This window comes from Stappia sp. (assembly GCF_040110915.1).
GTDB lineage: Bacteria > Pseudomonadota > Alphaproteobacteria > Rhizobiales > Stappiaceae > Stappia.
Genome location: NZ_CP157793.1, coordinates 1,824,842 through 1,842,202 on the forward strand (window position 1 = coordinate 1,824,842; position 17,361 = coordinate 1,842,202).

Annotated in this window: 16 protein-coding genes; 5 read left to right on the forward strand and 11 right to left on the reverse strand. The window is 67.7% G+C overall.

Going from position 1 to position 17,361, the window contains the following annotated elements:
• Positions 1-38: 38 nt before the first annotated feature.
• The 5 genes from ABL312_RS07990 to ABL312_RS08010 form a co-directional block, all read right to left on the reverse strand.
• Positions 39-1,502 carry a Ppx/GppA phosphatase family protein gene (locus tag ABL312_RS07990; RefSeq protein ID WP_349360857.1) on the reverse strand — a complete coding sequence of 488 codons (1,464 nt, stop codon included), beginning with the start codon at positions 1,500-1,502 and terminating at the stop codon, positions 39-41.
• Positions 1,503-1,557: 55 nt separating this feature from the next.
• On the reverse strand, positions 1,558-3,786 hold the full coding sequence (locus ABL312_RS07995) for an RNA degradosome polyphosphate kinase (protein WP_349360858.1): 2,229 nt from the start codon (positions 3,784-3,786) through the stop codon (positions 1,558-1,560).
• A 123-nt stretch (positions 3,787-3,909) separates the two neighbouring features.
• Complete coding sequence (locus ABL312_RS08000; protein WP_349360859.1) at positions 3,910-4,593, reverse strand: hypothetical protein; 684 nt, start codon at positions 4,591-4,593, stop codon at positions 3,910-3,912.
• Positions 4,586-5,692, reverse strand: coding sequence for an AI-2E family transporter (locus tag ABL312_RS08005; protein ID WP_349360860.1), 1,107 nt, complete (start codon positions 5,690-5,692; stop codon positions 4,586-4,588). The genes ABL312_RS08000 and ABL312_RS08005 overlap by 8 nt, the downstream gene beginning before the upstream one ends.
• Before the next feature lie 71 nt (positions 5,693-5,763).
• Positions 5,764-6,312, reverse strand: coding sequence for a CDP-alcohol phosphatidyltransferase family protein (locus ABL312_RS08010; RefSeq protein ID WP_349360861.1), 549 nt, complete (start codon positions 6,310-6,312; stop codon positions 5,764-5,766).
• Positions 6,313-6,413: 101 nt separating this feature from the next.
• Between ABL312_RS08010 and purM the strand changes: the two genes are divergently transcribed.
• From purM to ABL312_RS08025, 3 genes are read left to right on the forward strand one after another with little or no spacing between them, the layout of a single operon-like run.
• Positions 6,414-7,514: a phosphoribosylformylglycinamidine cyclo-ligase gene (purM, locus tag ABL312_RS08015; protein WP_349360862.1), complete on the forward strand. Its 1,101-nt coding sequence runs from the start codon at positions 6,414-6,416 to the stop codon at positions 7,512-7,514.
• Between the two features lie 8 nt (positions 7,515-7,522).
• Positions 7,523-8,182, forward strand: a complete 660-nt coding sequence (gene purN / locus ABL312_RS08020; protein ID WP_349360863.1) for a phosphoribosylglycinamide formyltransferase — start codon at positions 7,523-7,525, stop codon at positions 8,180-8,182.
• 35 nt (positions 8,183-8,217) lie between these two features.
• On the forward strand, positions 8,218-8,964 hold the full coding sequence (locus ABL312_RS08025; protein ID WP_349360864.1) for a glutathione S-transferase family protein: 747 nt from the start codon (positions 8,218-8,220) through the stop codon (positions 8,962-8,964).
• Positions 8,965-8,992: 28 nt separating this feature from the next.
• Here ABL312_RS08025 and ABL312_RS08030 read toward each other — a convergent pair whose 3' ends face one another.
• From ABL312_RS08030 to ABL312_RS08040, 3 genes are all read right to left on the reverse strand, one after another.
• Entirely contained in the window at positions 8,993-11,074 is a 2,082-nt protein-coding gene (locus tag ABL312_RS08030) for a molybdopterin oxidoreductase family protein (protein ID WP_349360865.1), read from the reverse strand.
• A gap of 201 nt (positions 11,075-11,275) precedes the next feature.
• Complete coding sequence (gene ndk, locus ABL312_RS08035; protein ID WP_349360866.1) at positions 11,276-11,698, reverse strand: nucleoside-diphosphate kinase; 423 nt, start codon at positions 11,696-11,698, stop codon at positions 11,276-11,278.
• A 163-nt stretch (positions 11,699-11,861) separates the two neighbouring features.
• Positions 11,862-12,551 carry a glutathione S-transferase family protein gene (locus ABL312_RS08040; RefSeq protein WP_349360867.1) on the reverse strand — a complete coding sequence of 230 codons (690 nt, stop codon included), beginning with the start codon at positions 12,549-12,551 and terminating at the stop codon, positions 11,862-11,864.
• Between the two features lie 188 nt (positions 12,552-12,739).
• Here ABL312_RS08040 and ABL312_RS08045 point away from each other — a divergent pair, with 188 nt between their 5' ends.
• Together ABL312_RS08045 and ABL312_RS08050 are read left to right on the forward strand one after the other, a co-directional pair.
• Positions 12,740-13,252 (forward strand): DinB family protein, encoded by a 513-nt coding sequence (locus ABL312_RS08045; RefSeq protein WP_349360868.1) that lies wholly within the window; start codon positions 12,740-12,742, stop codon positions 13,250-13,252.
• Positions 13,253-13,374: 122 nt separating this feature from the next.
• Positions 13,375-14,496: a M20 family metallopeptidase gene (locus ABL312_RS08050; RefSeq protein WP_349360869.1), complete on the forward strand. Its 1,122-nt coding sequence runs from the start codon at positions 13,375-13,377 to the stop codon at positions 14,494-14,496.
• A 25-nt stretch (positions 14,497-14,521) separates the two neighbouring features.
• Here the strand turns inward: ABL312_RS08050 and ABL312_RS08055 are convergent, their stop codons facing one another.
• From ABL312_RS08055 to ugpA, 3 genes are read right to left on the reverse strand one after another with little or no spacing between them, the layout of a single operon-like run.
• Positions 14,522-15,580: a sn-glycerol-3-phosphate import ATP-binding protein UgpC gene (locus ABL312_RS08055; protein WP_349360870.1), complete on the reverse strand. Its 1,059-nt coding sequence runs from the start codon at positions 15,578-15,580 to the stop codon at positions 14,522-14,524.
• Positions 15,581-15,586: 6 nt separating this feature from the next.
• Positions 15,587-16,423 (reverse strand): sn-glycerol-3-phosphate ABC transporter permease UgpE, encoded by an 837-nt coding sequence (gene ugpE, locus ABL312_RS08060; protein WP_349361369.1) that lies wholly within the window; start codon positions 16,421-16,423, stop codon positions 15,587-15,589.
• A gap of 8 nt (positions 16,424-16,431) precedes the next feature.
• Positions 16,432-17,313, reverse strand: coding sequence for a sn-glycerol-3-phosphate ABC transporter permease UgpA (gene ugpA, locus ABL312_RS08065; RefSeq protein WP_349360871.1), 882 nt, complete (start codon positions 17,311-17,313; stop codon positions 16,432-16,434).
• Positions 17,314-17,361 lie beyond the last annotated feature (48 nt).

A 17,361-nucleotide genomic window follows, 5' to 3' on the forward strand; every position in this document is an offset into this window, starting at 1 on the left:
CACCGGGACGCGCGCCGCCGACGTCAAACATCACAGTGTCAGATGGAGATCTCGACCTGCGCCTTGAGCCCGAGCAGCCGGGCGAATTGCGTGGCGCGCTTGCGCAGGCGCTCACCGTCGAGATCGGCCAGCGCCGCCGGCAGGATCACGCTCATCTCGCCGTCCTGAACCCTGACCTCGATCTGCGGCAGGATGCCCGGCACGGAGGCGCTCAGCACCGACGCGAGCCGCAGCGCCCCGCCCAGAAGCCGCGCGCGGTCCTTCAACCGCGTGTGCGCCAGTTCCCGGATCCGGGGCCCGAGCGAATCCTCGATCAGGCCCTGGTGGCGGTAGAACACCGACAGCGCCAGATAGGCGCGTCCCGGGTGGTCGATGCCGACGAAGCCGGCATTGGAAATGATGTTGAGGCTCTGCTCGCCGCGGTAGTCGGGATGCGCGCGCCAGCCGATGTCCGACAGAAGACAGCCGGCCGCGCGCAACCGGCGCTCGTATTCGGTTTCGTCGACGCCGACAGCCGGGAACACCTTGTCCGTCCAGGCGACCAGTTCCTCGCCGTAGGCCGGCGCGCGGGCGCGCAGGATGGAGAGTTCGCGCGCCGCCGCGATCAGCGGGTCCTCGCGCTTCACCTCCCTCGGCAGCAGGTCGAACAGGAGCCCCTCGCGCAGGCCGAGCGCCGACATGGTCACGCAGGAGGCCTTGGTCCGCCGAAGCACCTTCTCCATCACCGCCGCGCCGTAGGGCAGCAGCGGGCGGCGGGCGCGCGAGACCACCTCGATCATCGACAGGCTTTCCGGATCGCGCCGCGCGACGAGCTGGCAGAACTCGATCGCCTCCTCGGCGGGGATCGTGTAGTCGTGCATCACGTTGAGCGGATAGCCGTTCTGGTGCAGATGCAGCCGCGCCAGCGACCGCCAGGTGCCGCCCACCGCGTAGAACGGCTTGCCCTTGCCGATGGGCAGCCAGTCGACGGCGGCGAGCGCCTGATCGGCGATCTTCTGCGCCCGCGCCGGCTTGCCGTCCGCCTCTTCCTGCAGGCGGATGCCGCCAAGCGGCAGCGTCTGCCCGCGCCCGATGTCCTCGTCGTGGATTTCCACCAGTTCGAGGCTGCCGCCGCCCAGATCGCCGACGATCCCGTCCGGACGCCACATGCCGGAGACGATGCCGAGCGCGGCGAGCCGGGCCTCGTCGCGCCCCGACAGCAGGCGCACCGGCGTGCGACAGATGGTTTCAACCGCCGCGATGAACTCCTGTCCGTTCTCCGCGTCGCGCGTCGCGGCCGTCGCGAGGATGTGCAGGTCCGGCACGCCGATCTGGTCGCACAGGCGGCGAAACCGGCTGAGCGCCTTCTGTGCCGCCTCGACCGACTTTTCCGCCAGTCTTCCCGTGGCGGCCAGCCCGCGCCCGAGCCCGGCGAGCACCTTTTCGTTGAAGAGCACCGTCGGCGTGCGGGCGTGGCGTTCGTAGACGACGAGCCGGATCGAGTTCGATCCGATATCGATCACCGCGATCGGCCCGTTTCCGTTGAGCCGACCGCGGACGATGGCGCTATGACCGCAATCAGCCACGCTTCCTCTGCTCCGCAAACGGCTTGGGGCTATGGCTGCGCAGCGACTTGCCGCGCCCGGAGAGGGAGGGATTCGTCATGAAATACTGATGGGCGTTGAACTTCTTCTCGCCGCGTCCCGGCGTGATGCGCTCGTGTCCGCCATCGGCCAGGAGCCGCCAGCTCTGCTGGTTGTCCTTCATGTTGGCAACCATGATCTGATCGAGAACCTGCTGGTGCACGGTCGGTGTCAGGAGCGGCGCCAGGGTTTCCACGCGCCGGTCGATGTTGCGCGGCATCAGATCCGCGGAGCCGATATAAACGACCGCCTTCGGCGAGGGAAGCCCGTGACCGTTGCCGAAGCAGAAAATCCGGCTGTGCTCCAGGAAGCGCCCGACGATGGACTTCGCCCGGATGTTCTCCGACAGACCGGGAATGCCGGGGCGCAGGCAGCAGATGCCGCGGATCACCAGATCGATCTCCACCCCCGCCTGGCTCGCCGCATAGAGCGCGTCGATGATCTGCGGATCGACCAGCGAGTTCATCTTCATCCAGATCTGGCCGGGTCGGCCGGCCCTGGCGTGCTCCGCCTCGGCGGCGATCATCTCCATGATCCCGCTGCGCAGGGTCACGGGCGAGACCTTCATGTGCTGGAGTTCCACCGGCTCCGCATACCCGGTAATGTAGTTGAAGATCTTCGCTGCCTCCCGGCCGAGCTGAGGGTCGGCGGTGAAATAGGACAGATCGGTGTAGATGCGCGCCGTGATCGGGTGATAGTTGCCCGTCCCGATATGGCAGTAGGTGCGCAACTCGCCATGCTCGCGCCGCACCACCATCGACAGCTTGGCGTGCGTCTTCAGCTCCAGGAAGCCGAACACCACCTGCACGCCGGCGCGTTCCAGATCCCGCGCCCAGCGGATGTTCGCCTCCTCGTCGAAGCGCGCCTTGAGCTCGACCAGCGCGGTGACGGACTTGCCCGCCTCCGCCGCCTCGGCCAGCGCCTTGACGATGGGGGAGTTGTTGGACGTGCGGTAGAGCGTCTGCTTGATGGCCACCACATCCGGGTCCTGCGCCGCCTGGCGCAGGTACTGCACCACCACGTCGAAGGATTCATAGGGGTGGTGGACGATGATGTCCTTCTGCTGGATCGCGGCGAAGCAATCCCCGCCGTGCTCGCGGATACGCTCGGGAAAGCGCGGCGTGAAGGGCTCGAACTTCAGCTCGTCCCGGTCGATCGACACAAGCTGCGACAGGTTGTTGAGCGCCAGCAGCCCGTTGACGTGGAAGATCTCGCCCTCATCGACATCGAGCGCGTCGGCGACGAACTCGCTGAGCGAGGCCGGCGTGCTGTGCTCGATCTCCAGCCGGATGACCGACCCGCGTCGCCGCCGCTTCAGCGCGCTTTCGAACAGGCGGACCAGATCCTCCGCCTCTTCCTCGATCTCCAGATCGGAATCGCGCACCACCCGGAACGCGCCCTTGCCCCGAATCTCGTAGCCCGGGAAGAGCCGGGTGATGAACAGGCCGATGGCATTCTCGATGGTGATGAAGCGCGCCGTCGCGCTGTCGTCGGCGGACGGCAGACGCACGAAGCGGTCGAGCTGCGCGGGGATGCGCAACAGTGCCGTCATGCCCCGCCCGCCCGCTTCCGGCGCCAGTTCCAGCACCAGCGAGAATCCGAGATTGGGGATGAAGGGAAAGGGATGCGCCGGGTCGATCGCCAGTGGCGTGAGCACCGGAAAGATGTGGGCGAGAAAGTGATTCTGCAGCCACGCCAGATCCTCGGGCAGCAGATCGGCGCGTTCGACGATGGAAATGCCCTTGGCCGCGAGCAGCTTGCGCATCTCCCGCCACACGCCCTGCTGCTCGCTCTGCAGATCGAGCACGGCGGAGGAAATGCGCTCGAGCTGTTCGGTCGGCGTCATGCCGTCGACGGAGCGGGTGGTGACGCCGGCGCGCTGCTGCGCGCGCAGGCCCGCCACGCGCACCATGAAGAACTCGTCCAGATTGTTGGCCGAAATCGACAGGAACCTCAGCCGCTCCAGAAGCGGATGCGAGGTGTTTTCCGCCTCCTCCAGAACCCGCCGGTTGAACTGCAACCAGGACAGCTCGCGATTGATGAAGCGGCTGGGATGACCGGCGAGCGCCTCCGCCGCGTCCGAGGACGGAACCGACCCTTGTGCCGTTTCGGCGTCGGCCTTCTCCGGCTCGCTTGCCGGGGTCGATGCGCTGCTGTCGTTCATGCCTGCCTCCTGTCCGTGATCCGCCCGCTGAAGGGCGCGCGCGTCATGAGCGCGCGGGGCACTCTATAGGCCGGCGATGACGAAATTGCATCGGCGCCTTTTTTACCAGGCGGCTGCGAGGCATCAGCCCATCCCGGCCATGACCTCCGCCGCGAGCGGACGCGTGATGCGCCGTCCCCTCGCCAGCGACGTACGGTCGAGCGCGTCGACCAGCCGTTCGGCCGCCGCGAGCGAGCGTTCCATGCGCACCACCAGATAGTCGACCACCGCCGGATCGATGTCGATCTGCCGGTCCGAGAACAGCTTCACGAGCACCCGGCCGAGCAGCCCGTCGTCGGGCTCGAGGATTTCCACCGGGGTCGCGGCGCGCAGCCGCGAGGCGAGGTCCGGCAGGGTCAGCCCCCACGCCTGCGGCCAGCTGCGCGCGGTGATCAGCACATGCGCGGAGCCGGCGCGGGCGGCGTTGAGCAGATGGAACAGCGCCGTCTGGTCGATCCCGCGCCCGGCGTCCTCCACGGCGACCGCGCCGGTCGCGACCAGTTCGGTCGGATCGATCCGGCCGAGCGTGCTCGCGGCGATGCGCCGGGCATTGCTGCGCGATTGCCAGACATGGGTCAGATGGCTCTTTCCCGCCCCCACGGGGCCGGCCAGCAGCGTGACCGGCGCGGACCAGTCCGGCCAGGAATCGATCAGCCGGAACGCCGCCTCGTTGGACGGGCCGACCAGGAAATCGTCGCGCTCCTGCGCCGCCTCATGCGGAATGACCAGGGGAAGCTGCCCCGCCCCGGACCGGGCGCCGTCAGGCATCGTCCCCTCCTTCCGCCGCGTGCCCGCCGCCCTTGCGGGGAGCGCCGCCGGTGTAGAGGCTGCTGGCCGTATACTGGCCGATGGCGAAGCGGATCAGCACCCCGACCATTGCCGCCGCCGGCACCGCGATCAGCATGCCGACGAAGCCGAACAGATAGCCGAAGGCAAAGAGCGCGAACATCAGCCACACCGGATGCAGCCCGACGTTGCTGCCGACGAGCTTGGGCTGCAGCACGTTGCCCTCCAGAAACTGCCCCGCCGCGAAGACGGCGAAGACGGCGGCGATCATCACCCAGTCGGGCCAGAACTGCACCAGCGCAACGCCGATCGAGACGATCAGCCCCAGCGTCGCCCCGACATAGGGAATGAAGCTGACGAGCCCGGCGCCGATGCCGATGAGCAGCCCGAAGTTGAGCCCGACGAGCGCAAGCCCGACCGCATAAAAGGTACCGAGTAGAAGGCAGACGGTCACCTGGCCGCGCACGAAGCCGGCGACCGCCCGGTCCATCTCGCGGGCGAGCTGGCGCACCGTGTCGCGGTGTTGACGCGGCAGCAGGCTGTCGATCCGCTCCACCATGTGGTCCCAGTCGAGCAGCAGATAGAAGGCGACGACGGGCGTCACCACGAAGAGCGAGATCACCGACAGCAGCGCCTGTCCGCCGCTCCACAGCGAGGTCAGCAGACCGCCGAGCCAGCTCGCGCCCTGCCCCAGCAGACCGCCGACATTGGACTTGAGATCTTCTCCGCTCGCGCCGAACAGCTCGAAGACGCGGGCGCTCAGGTTTTCCGTCACCAGCGTCTGCAGCGCGCCGACCAGACGCGGCAAGGCCTCGAGGAAGCCCGACAGCTGGTTGCCGAGCGCCGGCAGCAGCAACAGCAGCAGCAGCACGAAGGCGATCACGAAAACGATGAGGATCGTGATCGTCGCGACGAGCCGGTGAAGGCCGCGCCGCTCCAGCCAGTCGGCGACCGGATCGAGCAGATAGGCGAGCGCCATCCCGGCCACGAAGGGCAGCAGGATCGGCGCGAACAGATAGAGAAAGCCGACGAACAGGGCGAAGGAGCCGAGCCAGAAATAGATTTGCCGCTGCAACGTCACGCTCGTCATCCCGTGCTGGAGCGCGCGAACCGACCGTCGCGGGGCCCCGGAGCGTGGCTCCGGACCGGCCCTTACGACGGCGGCTGATCCGCCGCCATGTGTCGAAGCCACGCAAGCAGATAGGCAGCCGCGGAAAGCAGCGTCAAGGCGGCTGTCCCCAGGATCAGCGCGTTTTCCAGTTCCGCGACCCTCAGGTCGAAGGCCGCCTTGCCCAGAAAGGTCGCGGCGGTGATGATCTGGATCGCCGTGGTCGCCTTGCTCACCATCAGCGGTCTGATCTCCATCGGCCGCCCCACCATCCAGGCGAGATTGACCGCCCCGACGATCAGCAGATCACGCGCCGTCACCGCGATCACCAGCCACAGCGGCAGCAGTCCGACCACATTGAGCGACAGGAAGACGGCGACCAGCAACGCCTTGTCGGCGATCGGATCGAGATAGGCGCCCAGCTCGCTCTTCATGTCGAAGCGCCGGGCGATATAGCCGTCGATGCCGTCTGAGATCCCGGACAGGATGAAGATCCAGAAGGCGGTGGCGAAGCGCCCGTCCAGGATCGCCCAGATGACGACCGGCACGAAGAGCAACCGCGCGATGGAAATGAGGTTCGGCAGCGTCACCATGGCGCGCGGCCGAACGCTGTGAACACGGTCCCGGGTTTTGCTTGCATTCGCGACTTTCTGTGTTTGTATGCGCGCCCTGATCGGGTTTCGGAGACGACAGAATGAGCGAGGCCACCCCTCCCGCGCACACCGGCCCTGCCAAAGGCAACGGATTGAGCTACGCCGATGCTGGTGTGGATATCGATGCCGGCAACGCCCTCGTCAAGCGTATCAAGCCGTATGTGCAATCGACCGCACGTCCCGGCGCCGACGGCGAGATCGGAGGCTTCGGCGGCCTGTTCGACCTCAAGGCGGCGGGATTGCAGGATCCGGTCCTGGTCGCGGCCAACGATGGCGTCGGCACCAAGCTCAAGATCGCCATCGACACCGGCCGGCACGACACGGTGGGCATCGACCTGGTGGCCATGTGCGTCAACGATCTCGTCGTGCAGGGCGCGGAACCGCTGTTCTTCCTTGATTATTACGCCTGCGGCGCGCTCGACGTCGACGCGGCGGCCGATGTGGTCAAGGGCATCGCGGAAGGCTGCAAGCGCGCCGGCTGCGCGCTGATCGGCGGCGAGACGGCGGAAATGCCCGGCATGTACCGCGAGGGCGACTATGATCTCGCCGGCTTCGCGGTGGGCGCGGCCGAACGCGGCGCGCTGCTGCCGGCGTCCGACATCGCGGCCGGCGACGTGCTCCTCGGCCTCGCCTCCTCGGGCGTCCACTCCAACGGCTATTCGCTGGTGCGCAAGATCCTCGAACGCGCGGCACTCGACTGGACCGCGCCCGCGCCCTTCGCGGACGGGCAAACGCTCGGCGAGGCGCTGATGACGCCGACGCGCATCTATGTGAAGCCCCTGCTCGCCGCGCTTCGCGGCGGCCCGGGGCTCAAGGCGCTCGCCCATATCACCGGCGGCGGCCTGCCGGAAAACCTGCCGCGCGTGCTGCCCGAGGGGCTCGCCGCGCGCATCGATCTTTCCGCGATTACCGTGCCGCCGGTGTTCGGCTGGCTGGCGGAGACCGGCGGCGTCGCCCAGGCCGAAATGCTGCGCACCTTCAACTGCGGGGTCGGCATGGTCGTCGTCGCGGCCGCCGAGGAGGCCGATGCCGTCGCCGCACGGCTGGAAGCGGAAGGCGAGACGGTCGCGCGCCTCGGCGTTCTGGCGCCGCGCGAGAGCGACGCGCCGCAGGTCGTCTTCGACGGCACGCTCGCGCTGTGAGCGCCGATATGACGATACCCCGCAAGCGCACCGCCATTCTCGTGTCGGGGCGCGGCAGCAACATGACCGCGCTTCTGTCGGCCGCCGCCGATCCGGCCTATCCGGCCGAGATCGCGCTGGTGGTCTCGAATGTGCCGGGCGCGCCCGCCCTCGACAAGGCGGCCGCCGCCGGCATCGCGACGGCCACCGTCGACCACCGGGCTCATGCGGGGCGCCGGGCCTTCGAGGAGGCCCTCGACACGGTCTTGCGCGACAAGGGAGTCGAGCTCGTCTGCCTCGCCGGCTTCATGCGCCTTCTGACGCCCTGGTTCGTCGAGCGCTGGCACGACCGGCTGCTCAACATCCACCCCGCCCTGCTGCCCGCCTTCAAGGGGCTCGACACGCATGCCCGCGCGCTGGCCGAGGGCTGCAAGATCCACGGCGCGACGGTGCATGTGGTGCGCGCGGAGATGGACGCGGGCCCGATCGTGGCGCAAGGCGCGGTCGCCGTGCTCGACGGGGACACCGAGGACACGCTCGCCGCGCGCGTGCTCGCCGTGGAGCACGCGATCTATCCCCGGGCGCTGGCGCTCGTCGCCTCGGGGGCCGCGCAGATCGACGGCATGCGGGTGCGCATCCGGGACGGAGCATCGACGTCCCCCGACCCGCTGCTCGTGCCGGCAGGCTGAGCACATCCTCCAGGCCTTATCGGATCATCCCCGCCATGTTTCAGCTTGTCGACTTCCCCACGCCCTCCGGCCTGCGCAGCCTGTCGCCCTTCGGCTACAAGGGCGAGGCCCTGCTCGCCATGAGCGGGGCGGCCTACACCAAGATCCCGCCGGATCCGGCGATCCTGCCGCACGGCAAGGTGCCGGTGCTGCGCGACGGCGAGACACTGATCCCCGACAGCGCGCTGATCCAGCGCCATCTGGAGGCCATCGGTCTGCTGACGGTGGACCGGGATCTCACGGCGCGCGACCGCGCCGTCGCGCAGGCCTTTCGCCAGATGGCCGAGGAGCATCTGCGCTGGGGTCTGCCCTACATGCGCTGGATCGACCCCGCCTGCGAGGCACCCATCAGCGCCCTCGCCTTCGCCCATCTTGAGGGCGATGCGCGCCGGGACGCCTATCGCGCGGTCGCAGATCAGGTGAAGGACCTGCTGCACACGCAAGGGATCGGCCGTCACACGCGCGACGACATCTACCGCTTCGCCATGGATGACCTCGACGCCATCGCAACCTGGCTCGACGACAAGCCCTTTTTCATGGGCGACGTCCCGACGAGCGTCGACGCGAGCCTCGCCGGGCTGCTCTACGGGTTCCTGGCCCTCGACGTCGACACGCCGCTGACGCGCCATATCAACGCGATCCCGGCCCTGCCGGCCTATGTGGTGCGCTTCGAGCGCACGGTCTTCACCGACCGGCCCGAGCTTCCGGCGCATCTCGCGACGCGTCCCGACGCAGTGGCGTGACGCCACACGCCGGACCGCGCGTCGCGTCTCAGGCCTTCCTCACCCAGATCGCGGTGTCGTGGAACGCCGCGCCGCCATAGGGCGCGACCGCATCGCCGCCGATCAGCGTGTTGATGCCGCGCCCGTCGGGATAGACCTCGTTCGGCCAGATGCCCTCCGCGATCACCACGCCGGGCTTCAGATCTTGCGTGAACCGGGCGTGCAGTGTCACCGCGCCGCGCGCGTTGCCGATGCGGATGCGGTCCCCGTCGGCGATCCCGAGCGCTGCCGCCTCGTCGGCGCGGATCATCAGTTCCGGCTGGCGCTCTCGGTCGCGCGAGGCGGCCGTCTCGTTGAAGGTCGAATTGAGGAAGGAGCGCGCCGGCGCCGTCACCAGACGGAAGGGATGCGTGTCGTCCGCCGCCTCCACCACCGGCCAGTAGTCGGGCAGCGCCGGCATGTCGGCCCAGGGCCCCATCGGCCCGTCGTTGGGCGCCGGAACGCGCGGCCAGTCGGGGCGAAAGCGGAACCTGCCGTCCTCCCAGGCGAAGCCCTTGATGTAATGCGCGGTCTCGAAGTCCGGCTGACAATCGATCCAGCGCTCGCGCTCCAGCGTCTCCAGCGTGCCGAAGCCCGAGGCCCGCAGCATCCCGTCGATCTGCTCGCGCGCGCTCATCGCAAAGCCCGGGTGCTCGGTCGCCCCGACCCGCTTCGCCAGCTCATTGATGACCCACAGGTTTTCCCGCGTTTCGCCGGGACCGTCGACGAGCTTCGGCCCCAGCATCAGATACTGGTGGCCGCCGCCCTTGTAGATGTCGTCATGCTCCAGGAACTGCGTCGCCGGCAGAACGATGTCGGCCATCCGCGCGGTCTCGGTCATGAACTGCTCGTGCACGCAGACGAAGAGGTCGTCGCGCGCGAAGCCCTGTTTCACTAGCTCCTGCTCCGGCGCGACGGAGACCGGATTGGTGTTCTGGATCAGCATCGCCTTCACCGGCGGTCCGCCCTGCAGCGCGGCCGCGTCGCCGGTGAGAACCCGTCCGATCTGGCTCTGGTCGAGCTTGCGCACGCCCTCGTCGCGCAGATCGGTCGCCTCGATCAGGGTCTTGTCGAGCGTGTAGATCGCGCCGTTGTTGTGGAACGCCCCGCCGCCCTCATACTGCCAGGCGCCGGTGACGGCGGGAATGCAGGAGGCGGCATGCATCGACACCGCGCCGTTGCGCGAGCGGGTGAAGCCATAGCCGAGGCGGAAATAGCTGCGCTTCGTCTCGCCCACCAGCCGCGCGAAGGCCTCGATCTCCTCCACCGTAAGCCCGGTGATCGCCGCCGCCCACTGAGGAGAGCGGGTCGCGACATGGGCTTCCAGATCGTCCGGGCAATCGGTGTAGCGCGCCAGGTAGTCGCGATCCGCATGGCCGTCGCGAAACAGCACATGCATGACCGCGCAGGCAAGCGCGGCATCCGTTCCGGGCTTCAGCACCAGCCCCAGATCGGCCTGCTTCACGGTCTGCGTCGGATAGACGTCGACGGCGACGATCTTCGCGCCCCGCGTCTTGCGGGCCGTGACCGCGTGGGTCATCACGTTGACCTGCGTGGAGACCGGGTTGGTGCCCCAGATCACGACGCAGTCGGAAAGCGCCATCTCGCGCGGATCCGGACCGGCGAGCCGGCCCGTTCCGGCATTGAAGCCCGTCCAGGCCATGTTGGTGCAGATCGTATCGAACTGCAGCGAATAGCCCTTCGCATGGCGCAGGCGATGAATGGAATCGCGCTGCACCAGCCCCATCGTGCCGGCGTAGTGATAGGGCCAGACCGCCTGCGCGCCGTGGTCGGCCTCCGCCTTGAGGAAGGCGGTCGCGACCGTGTCCAGCGCCTCGTCCCAGGTGATTTCCTCGAAACGTCCCTCGCCCTTGGCGCCGACGCGCCTCAAGGGCCGCATCAGCCGGTCGGGGTGATAGAGCCGGTCGGCGTAGCGCGCGACCTTGGCGCAGATAACGCCGGCGGTATAGGCGTTGTCGCGCGCCCCGCGCACGCGGCCGATCAGGCCATCCTCGAACAGCTCGACCTCCAGCGCGCAGGTCGAGGGACAATCGTGCGGACAGGCGGAGGCCTTGAGAACGGGTGCGGTCATGGGATTCCTGCGGCGGTGACATCGACACGTGAACGCGCAGGGTCGTGAGCCAAGGCCCCTGCGTCAAGCGCCAGTGCTTCAAAAACCGGCGGTCCACGCCGCCGACGTCCGGCTTGAGAGGAACTCCGGCCTCAAACGACAAGACCGGCCGCGAGGGCCGGTCTTGCATCACGTCATCGGTCGTCTCGACACCCGAAGGCGTCAGCCGACGATTTCGGTCTCGGAGAACCAGTAGGCGATCTCCTGGGCGGCCGTCTCGGGCGCGTCGGAGCCATGCACCGAGTTCTCGCCGATCGACAGCGCGTACTTCTTGCGGATGGTGCCCTCGGCGGCATCGGCCGGGTTGGTGGCGCCCATCACTTCACGGTTCTTGGCGATGGCGTCCTCGCCCTCGAGCACCTGCACCACGGTCGGGGCCGAGGACATGAACTCGACCAGCTCGCCGAAGAACGGGCGGTCCTTGTGCACCGCGTAGAAGCCTTCCGCCTCGCGGCGCGACATCCACACGCGCTTGGAGGCGACGACGCGCAGGCCCGCGTCCTCAAGCATCGCGGTGATCGCACCGGTCAGATTGCGGCGGGTTGCGTCCGGCTTGATCATCGAAAAGGTGCGCTCGATTGCCATGTCAGATCTGTCCTGTGGGTTTTCGGCCGCCCCGCCCGGGACCGGGCGTCGGCCTCATGAGAATTCGGCTCCGCGCTCGCGGATGCGCCAAGCGTATAGCGAGGGAAAACCGGCCCGGCAAGGCCGCGCGGGCACAGTTTTTCGGTGCCGCCCCGCGCCCGGATCAGGCCGCCGGCGTCGCGCGGGCGTAGCCGTCGAAGAGATCGAGACAGCGCTCGAACCACATCCCCACCGGCGTCTCGGGATCGATGAGGCGGAACGGGCTCGCCACCCGCGCCCACTGGAAGGTGCCGAACAGGATGTAGTCGCCGAAAAGCGGCGCCTCCCCGCCGATGAAGGGCTGGCTCTTCAGCATCAGATGCAGGGGCAGCAGCGCCGTGGTCAGATCCGCCAGCCGCTCCTCGCGGCCCGCCTGCACCTCCTCCAGCGGGCGTCCGAAACGCTTTTCGCGGCTTTCGCGGAAATAGGCCTGATCCTCCGGCCCCAGAATGTCGTGAATGTCCTTGACGATCAGCTGTGCCACGCGGGCGCTGACGGCGGCATTGGCCCAGCCCTCGATCAGCTTGCAGGCCGCCCGCCCGCCATCGCCGCCGAAGAGGCTCGGCCGGTCGGGATAGGTGTCCTCGAGATACGTCGCGATCGCCCAGCTGTCGCAGACGATCCTTTCGCCGTCGGACAGGATCGGAACGGTGCGACCGGCCTCCGGCGCGATTCCGGGGATCTCGAGAAAGGAATGCGGGCGCGCCTCGAAATCGAGCCCCTTGTGCTTCAGGGCCATTTTCGCCCGCCAGCTGAACGGGCTGAACACCTGCTCGCGCCGCGCGCCGCACAATTCATACAAGATCCGATCCATGGTCCCCTCCTGCTGCGGTCCGGCCTCGCCACGGACCGTAGCCGACCCGCGGAGCCCGGCCAATCCCGTTCACTTGCAGACGCGGGCTTGATCCTTCTCAATGCACCCCTGCGGACAATGGGCGACGCTTTGGCGGACGAACGCAACCCGAGGCCGCTCGCCCGGCCGCAGCGCTCAAGGAGGTCGCCATGAAAGCCACCTTCCGCATGCTTGCCCAGTACAACGAATGGGCCAATGCCCGCCTGATCGCCGATGCGCGCAAACTGACCGACGAGGAGTATCACCGCGATCTCGGAGCCTTCTTCCGCTCCGTCCACGGCACGCTCGACCATCTGCTGGTCGCCGATCTGGTGTGGATGCAGCGCTTCACCGGCGAAGGCGATCCGCTCGACAGCCTCGACGAGGCACTGACCGAGGATCTCGGCGAACTGGCCAAGCGCCGCGAGAAGCTGGACGCGCGGCTGCGCTCCTTCGTGGAGACATCGAGCGAGGCCGATTTCCTGCGCAACATCCTCTACCGCACCATCCGCCGGCCTCTGGTGACGGAGCAGCCGCTCGGCGCCGCGCTGATGCATGTCTTCAACCATCAGACCCACCATCGCGGACAGGTCCATGCCTTCCTGACGATGCTGGGCCAGACGCCGCAGGCGCTCGACCTGATCTACTTCCAGCGCGACAGCGGCGTCGGCATGGCCGCCTGACCGCCAGGCGATGCCCGCGCGCCCGCGCGACGAAACCGCTCGCAGGGTCCGCCGATTGGCGTTAAGCCTGAGCCTTGAATCATTTGTATGATTCCTGGGTCGAGCGGAACGGGAGGCGCGCGATGGAACCGACGACGGAGACGTTGCTGGAGGGGCTTCTGGCGTGGGTGCGCATCGAGACGCACACGCCCGACGTCGAGGGACTGAACGCCCTGATGGATCTGGTCGCGCGCCAAGCGGCGGCCTTCGGCGCGACGAGCGAGCGCTTCGCCGGGCGCGACGGCCATGGCGATCACCTGCTCGTCCGCTCGCCCTGGGGCGATCCGGACGCGCCGGGCCTCCTCTTCCTGAGCCATCTCGACACCGTGCACCCCAAGGGCACCCTCGAAAGCGCCCTGCCGATCCGCATCGAGGGCGACCGGGCCTTCGGGCCCGGCATCTGCGACATGAAGGGCGGCGCCTTCAACGCGCTGGCGGCGATGCGCGCGGTGGCCGAGAGCGGCGTGACGCCGCCCCTGCCCGTGCGTATTCTCTTCACCTCCGACGAGGAAGTCGGCAGCCCGACGTCGCGCGCCCTGATCGAAGACCAGGGGACATGGGCGAAATACGCCCTCGTCACCGAGCCGGCCCGCAACGGCGGTCATATCGTGACCGCGCGCAAGGGCGTCGGGCGCTTCACCCTGGAGATCGAGGGCCGGCCTGCCCACGCTGGCGCCCGCCACTGGCAGGGGCGCAGCGCGGTGACCGAACTGGCCCACCAGATCCTCGCGCTCGAGGCGATGACCGATTACGACCGGGACATCACCGTCAACGTCGGCGAGATCACCGGCGGGTCGGGCACCAACGTCGTGCCGCAGTTCGCCCGCGCCGAGATCGACCTGCGCGTGCCGACCATGGCGGCGGCCGACGAGATGGTGGCGAGGATCCTCGGCCTGACGCCGCAGACCCCGGATGTGACCGTCACGGTCAGTGGCGGGATGAATCGCCCGCCCTTCGAGCAGAGCGCGGCGAGCAAGGCGCTGTTCGATCACGCGGCCGGGCTGGCGCAGGAGATCGGCTTCGAGCTTGTCGGCGAGACCACCGGCGGCGGCTCGGACGGCAACTTCATCGCCGACCGGGTCGCACTCCTCGACGGTCTCGGCCCCGACGGCGACGATGTGCATACCCTCAACGAGCACATCTTCATCTCGTCGCTCGTCCCCCGCATGCGCCTGATGCAACGGCTGATCGAAACGCTGGCTTGAGCGGGGCGCGGGGCGCGCGGCACCCTCACCCGGCGTCGGCGATCCTTTTGCCGTCTTTGCCGAAGAAATGCAGATGCTCCGCCCGGCAGGCGAGATGCGCGCGCGATCCCGGCGCCGGCACGTCGCGGCCGCCCTCCACGCGCACGATCATCGTCTCGCCGTCGTCGAGGCGCATGTGGGCGAGCGTTTCCGCGCCCAACGCCTCGGCGATCACCACCTCGCCGGACAAGACGGCCGCTTCCTCCCCGCAAAACGTCAGATGCTCGGGCCGCACGCCGACGGTGGCGGCGCCGTTCGCCGGCGCATGCATCTCGCTGACGGCGGCGAAGAGCCCGCTGTCGCGCAGCCGTTCGACCGACAGGAAGTTCATCGGCGGCGAGCCGATGAAGCCGCCGACGAAGGTCGAGGCCGGGGTCTCGTAGACCTCCAGCGGCGCGCCGATCTGTTCCGCCACGCCGCCGTTCATGACGATGATCCGGTCGGCGAGCGTCATCGCCTCGACCTGATCGTGCGTCACATAGAGCGAGGTGACGCCGAGCCGGCGTTGCAGCGTCTTGATCTCCACCCGCATCTGCACGCGCAGCTTGGCGTCGAGGTTCGACAGCGGCTCGTCGAAGAGGAAGGCGGAGGGCTCGCGCACGATGGCGCGGCCCATGGCGACGCGCTGGCGCTGACCGCCCGACAATTGACGCGGCTTGCGCTCCAGATAGTCGCCGATCTCCAGGATCCGGGCCGCCTCGCGCACCCGCGTCTCGATCTCCGACTTGGGCACGCCGGCGATCTTCAGCCCGTAGGCCATGTTGTCGTAGACGCTCATGTGCGGATAGAGCGCGTAGTTCTGGAACACCATGGCGATGTCGCGCTCGCGCGGCTCCAGATCGTTGACCACGCGCCCGCCGATGCGGATCTCGCCGGCGGTGATGGTCTCCAGCCCCGCCACCATGCGCAAGAGGGTCGACTTGCCGCAACCGGACGGCCCGACGATGACGATCAGCTCGCCATCGGCGACCTCCATGTCGACGCCGTGGATGACTTCGGTCGGTCCGTAGGACTTGCGGACCTTCGAGAGCGCGATTTCCGCCATGGCGCGTTATTTCTCACTTTCCACCAGGCCCTTGACGAAGAGCCGTTGCATGAAGACGACGACGGCGACCGGCGGCAGCATGGCCATCAGCGTGGTCGCCATGATGACCGGCCACTCGGCGATGTCGTCGCCGGAGGGGAACATCTGCTTGATGCCCATGACGATGGTGTTCATGTCCGGGTCGGTCGTGATCAGGAGCGGCCAGAGATACTGGTTCCAGCCGTAGATGAAGAGGATCACGAAGAGCGCCGCGATGTTGGTGCGCGACATGGGCAGCAGGATATCGAGGAAGAAGCGCACCGGCCCCGCCCCGTCGACGCGCGCCGCCTCCACCAGCTCATCCGGCACGGTGAGGAAGAACTGGCGAAACAGGAAGGTCGCGGTCGCCGAGGCGATCAGTGGCAGGATCAGGCCTGTGTAGGAGTTCAGCATGCCGAAACCGGCGATCACCTCGTAGGTCGGCACGATGCGCACCTCGACCGGCAGCATCAGCGTCAGGAAGATCAGCCAGAAGAACATCATCCGGAAGGGAAACCGGAAATAGACGATGGCATAGGCCGAGACGATCGAGATGACGATCTTTCCGATGGCGATGCCGAAGGCCATGATCGAGGAGTTGAGCAGCATCAGCCACACGGGCGCATTGATGCCCTCGGTGAGCGCGGCCGTGTAGTTCTCGATGAAATGGCCGCCGGGGATCAGCGGCATCGGCGGGCGGGCGATCTCCGGCTGGGTCACCGTGGAGGCGACGAAGGCCATGTAGATCGGGAAACAGATGAGCGCGATCCCGAAGATCAGCCCGGCGTGGGTGAGCCACATCCCGAGGCCGCGCTTTTCGACCATGCCGCTCATCAGTAGTGCACCCTGCGTTCGATGTAGCGGAACTGGATCACCGTCAGCAGCCCCACGAGGAAGAGAAGGATCACCGACTGCGCCGCCGAGGAACCGAGATCCTGCCCCACGAAGCCGTCCGAATAGACCTTGTAGACGAGAATGGTCGTCGCCTGCTGCGGCCCGCCGGCGGTGATCGTGTGAATGACGCCGAAGGTCTCGAAGAAGGCGTAGACGATGTTGACCACCAGCAGGAAGAAGGTGGTCGGCGATAGGAGCGGAAACACGATGGTCCAGAAGCGGCGCATGAAGCTCGCCCCGTCGATGGCCGCCGCCTCGATCACGCTCTTGGGGATCGCCTGCAGCCCGGCCAGGAAGAACAGGAAATTGTAGCTGATCTGCCGCCAGGCCGACGCGGCGACGACGAGCCCCATCGCCTCGCCGTCGTTGAGCACGTGGTTCCAGTCATAGCCCAGCGCGCTCAGGTACCAGGCGACGAGCCCGACATTGGGGTTGAACATGAACAGCCACAGCACGCCGGCAACGGCCGGCGCCACCGCATAGGGCCACACCAGCAGCGTCTTGTAGGCCGTCGATCCCTTGATCACCCGGTCGGCCATCACCGCGAGCCACAGCGCCATGCCCATGGAGGCGGCCGTCACGAGGCTGGAAAAGATCACCGTGGTCTTGAAGGAGGCGAGATAGAAGGGATCGCTCAGCAGGAACTCGAAATTGCCCCAGCCGACGAATTGCGACTTCAACCCGAAAGGATCGGGAATATAGGCGGATTGATAGATCGCCTGACCCGCCGGCCAGAAGAAGAACACCAGGGTCACCAGGATCTGCGGCGCGAGCAGCAGATAGGGCAGCAGGCGATTGTTGAAAACGACGCGTTTTTGCATGTCGCGGAAGGCCGGGGTCGAAGGAAACGGAAGGCCTCACGCAGACGA